This is a genomic window from Candidatus Thermoplasmatota archaeon (assembly GCA_034660695.1).
GTDB lineage: Archaea > Thermoplasmatota > E2 > UBA202 > DSCA01 > JAYEJS01.
Genome location: JAYEJS010000148.1, coordinates 1 through 4,044 on the forward strand (window position 1 = coordinate 1; position 4,044 = coordinate 4,044).

The 4,044-nt window shown below is 38.2% G+C and carries 3 protein-coding genes; all 3 read left to right on the top strand.

The window, feature by feature from the left end:
- Positions 1-362: hypothetical protein (locus tag U9O96_07960; GenBank protein ID MEA2055019.1), on the top strand; the 362-nt coding region annotated here is incomplete at its 5' end.
- 516 nt (positions 363-878) lie between these two features.
- Positions 879-2,222, top strand: coding sequence for a DEAD/DEAH box helicase family protein (locus U9O96_07965; GenBank protein ID MEA2055020.1), 1,344 nt, complete (start codon positions 879-881; stop codon positions 2,220-2,222).
- A gap of 5 nt (positions 2,223-2,227) precedes the next feature.
- Positions 2,228-3,748, top strand: a complete 1,521-nt coding sequence (locus U9O96_07970; protein ID MEA2055021.1) for a DUF790 family protein — start codon at positions 2,228-2,230, stop codon at positions 3,746-3,748.
- The last annotated feature ends 296 nt before the right edge of the window (positions 3,749-4,044 follow it).

Below are 4,044 nucleotides of genomic sequence, written 5' to 3' on the forward strand. Positions count from 1 at the left end.
TGGCTGAAAAAGAAAAGGAAGTGGGATATGATATGCTTGAAAAGTTAAGGAAGGAAATTTTGACTGATGGTCTTGCTGTTTATGGCATAGATGCTACTAAGGAGGCAGTGAGGAATGGGCAGGTAGAGATGTTGTTGGTAGAGAAGGACTATAAGCTTAGAGGGTGGATTTGTGAGCAATGTCAGATTGTTGGAAAAGGCATAGCCAACAAATGTTTCAACTGCGGAAATAGCGTGTCTGAAGTGGATGTTATTGAGGAAATAATTGAATTTGCGGAGAGAACAGATACCATAGTAAAATTTATCGATGATGATGAAATAAAAAATTTCGGGCATATTGCAGCATTGTTACGATATAGGTAAAAAAAGGGATATACCACAAAGGATTTTGAGGGAGGAAATATGTGATAAAGGATGAAGACAATGACTTTATAAATCGAAATATAACATGCACCTAAATCTGGCGTTAGGTTCGTGTCGTGCAAGCGATATCAAAAAATATCGACGAAATTCTTTGAGAACGCACCGCTACTATTTCTCACGGGCTTGGTAAAAAAAAGAAAAGGCAAAAAGCAAATTGGGTAGTGTGGGGTATAAACCAAGACAATAAAACAAAAATTAGAGGGGAGAAAGGAGGGGAAGGAAAAAACAACCCTCCTTCCTGAACGTTAGCATCTCAAACCCGCATGTGCCCACATCAGGGCACTTTATTAACACGCAGGTTTTAATCACTGTTATCAAATACTAAACTCCTGTGAGTATATAAGCGAGGGGAGGGGTGGAGTGCTATTTAAAAAACTTCCTACTTTTTCTGTGTTTTTGTTTTGAATTGTATGGACCTTTGCAAAATTGTTTTAACCTCTGTCTATTTATTGTTTTGTGGATAAAGGTGTACATCTAGGTTTCTACAAAGGCACAATCGACATACATGGTGATTATAACATACCAAATGCCCAATGGGATGATAGATCTCACACCATGAGAAGCTTGGCATTTTATTACAGGGATATTATCACATATCTCAAAAACTCAGGCATTCCTCATGTGGACAATGTTTTGAAACTCATACCATGTCCAGATCTCAAATGTAACCGCAAAATAGAACTCAGAGATTACCAGATGGAAGCACTGGAGAGATGGCTGGTAGATAGAAGGGGCGTATTAGTCTTACCCACTGGCTCTGGGAAAACATATATTGCTTTAAAGGCGATCGAGGCCGTAAATTCGCCAGCTTTCATAGTTGTTCCCACCTTAGACTTGGTGGACCAGTGGAAAGAACAGCTGAGTGTATTTGACATTGAAATCGGGGAATATACTGGGAGAGAAAAAAATTTGCAGCCTATAACGGTATCGACATATGATACTGCCTACAATACTGCTGAAAATATTGGTAATAAGTTCAAACTTTTGATATTCGATGAAGTTCATCATCTCCCTTCGGAAGGTTACAGGCACATAGCAGAGTTTTTTGCATCGCCATTCAGAATGGGCTTGACGGCCACATATGAAAGAGAAGACGGGCTTCATGAATTATTCCCAAAGCTCATGGGAGGAAAAGTCTATGAGATAGAGGTTGACGATCTGGCAGGTGAGCATTTATCACCGTATAAAGTAATAAAAATAGATGTTGATCTTATAGCAGAAGAAAAAAAGGAATACGAGAAAAACATGGATGTATTCCAGAACTATATTCGCTACTCAAACATAAAAATGCGAAGCCCGTCCGATTTCCAGAAGATTATCATAAGGTCTGGATATGACCCAAAAGCATGGGAAGCTGTGAGGGCGAGAAATCTTGCCAGGAGAATAGCGTATAACTCAAAATCAAAAATGGTGGAACTGGAAAGTCTGCTTGAAAATCATAGAGGGGATAGACTAATAATATTCACAAGATACAACGATCTCGTGTACAGAATATCTCAGGATTATTTCATTCCATGCATAACTTATAAAACAGATAAAAACGAAAGAGCGGAAATACTCAATGGATTTAGGGAGGGAAAATATCCTGCTATCGTGAGTTCACAGGTTCTGGATGAGGGAATAGATGTTCCAGATGCAAATGTTGGCATAATCATGAGCGGAACGGGAAGCAACAGGGAATATATACAGAGACTGGGCAGAATACTCCGTCCATCAGATAAAAAAGCGATTTTATATGAGATAGTATCAAGTGGTACATCAGAGATAAGAACATCATATAGAAGAAAAAAGAAGAAATAGGAAACATGTTATCGAAAGCCCTTTTGATGGTTAAGAAGCATAAGCCAAATATCAGCCCAGATTTTGCTATAGATGAGGAAATGCTTATGGGGAAAGTAAGGGAATGTTACCGACCCGGTGAAATCCTTGGCAATATCAGGGAGGAACTGAACGGCTTGGAGACTTATAAGAATTTTAGAAGGGTGAGAGGTTTTGCCGCAGTTATTGAGAGAAACAGCACGTTTAAGGAAAAATGGGCAGTAGATCCCAGAGAATTAAGACTTTTCCTTTTCAGCCATGGATATGTTACCAATGGTAAAGAAAGAAATGAAATGCTGCAAAAAGCCGCCGAACATTTTGATGCGGACATGGAAACGGTGAAAAAGGATTTTTGGGCTGATAAGGAAGAAAATTATATCCTAGTAAAACCACTATACCTTGAGACAAGCGAATTGTTGAAAAGATATAACCTATCGCTTTTGCAAACCCTTCTTTTTGATGCATTGGGGTTAAGGATAATAGTAGGTGGCAATTATCAGCGGATATTTGGTATGATAAAATATTTGGGTCTGATGTATGAGGCTGAAAATGCTGTGGATGGACAAACTATCATAAGGGTGACAGGCCCAGCTTCTTTATTCAAAAAAACAAAGAAATATGGGACATCTCTTGCAAGACTTGTACCGCACGTTATCCGAGCAGGCCAATGGAGAATGCAGGCTAAGGTTGAAACAACCGTTGCAGGAGAAAAACGGATTTATGATTTTGAAATGGATGATTCCAATGGCGATGTATTGCCAGAATATGTGGAAGAAGAATCTTTTGACAGCGAGGTTGAAAGGGAGTTTGCTGCTCATTTTCGTTCCGTTAGCCAGGACTGGAATCTTCTGAGAGAACCATCTGTCTTAACATCTGGTCCATTTGTTATGATTCCCGATTTTTGTTTTGAGAGACGTGGAAGAAAATTGTATATGGAAATCGTTGGTTTTTGGACACCAGAATATTTGAAAAAGAAGATTTCCAAAGTGAACAACATAGACGAAAAAATATTTTTAGCTGTGGACAAAAATCTGGAGTGCACAGGAAGCGAATTTAAAGGAAAAAATGTTGATGTGATATTTTATGACAAGAAGATTCCCATAATGGAGGTTGTAAAGCGTCTGCATAAAATAGAAGAAGGGCAAGATAAAGATGAATTAAGAAAATTGGAGAAGAATGGGTTAAATGAATTGGAAGAAAAAGGAAGAAAGAAAGATGTTGTTTTGTTGCAGGAAATCGCTGATAAAAAGAATATTGGAGTCAATGCTGTAAGGGGTTATTTGGAAAAACATAGAATGGATTGGGTTTTAGTTGGAAACAAGATAGTTAAACCCCATGTTATAGAAGAAATCAAGCATAAGATAGATGAAATCGATGATAGGAAAGTCTCTAATGTAGAAGAAGTTCTTCGGAGTTATAATTTAGGCCTTGAAGCCCTAGAAAAAATGGGTTATCATGTTATCTGGAGTTCTTTGAATCCAGATGATGCAGAAGTTAGACACAACTAGAGGACGGGTTTTTTGAAATATTGAAATAAAAAGGTGTTTTTACCAGATGCATGGATAACGATTAAACCCGGATAGATTGGTATAAAATTGCTGGCACAAAATTATTTCATAATTTTGGTTCTGCTCGCCGGTCATCAGGTATCTCGGCATGATAGTAATAGTGGCAGGCTAGGCTATGTGTAAAAACTATTTGTATTCTCTCGGATTATTCAACTGGCAAATGAAGGCTTAACCCCAAATTCATAGATAGCTCTTGGAATTAGCGAAAAATTATAGTCAACCCATGAGAGTGATTC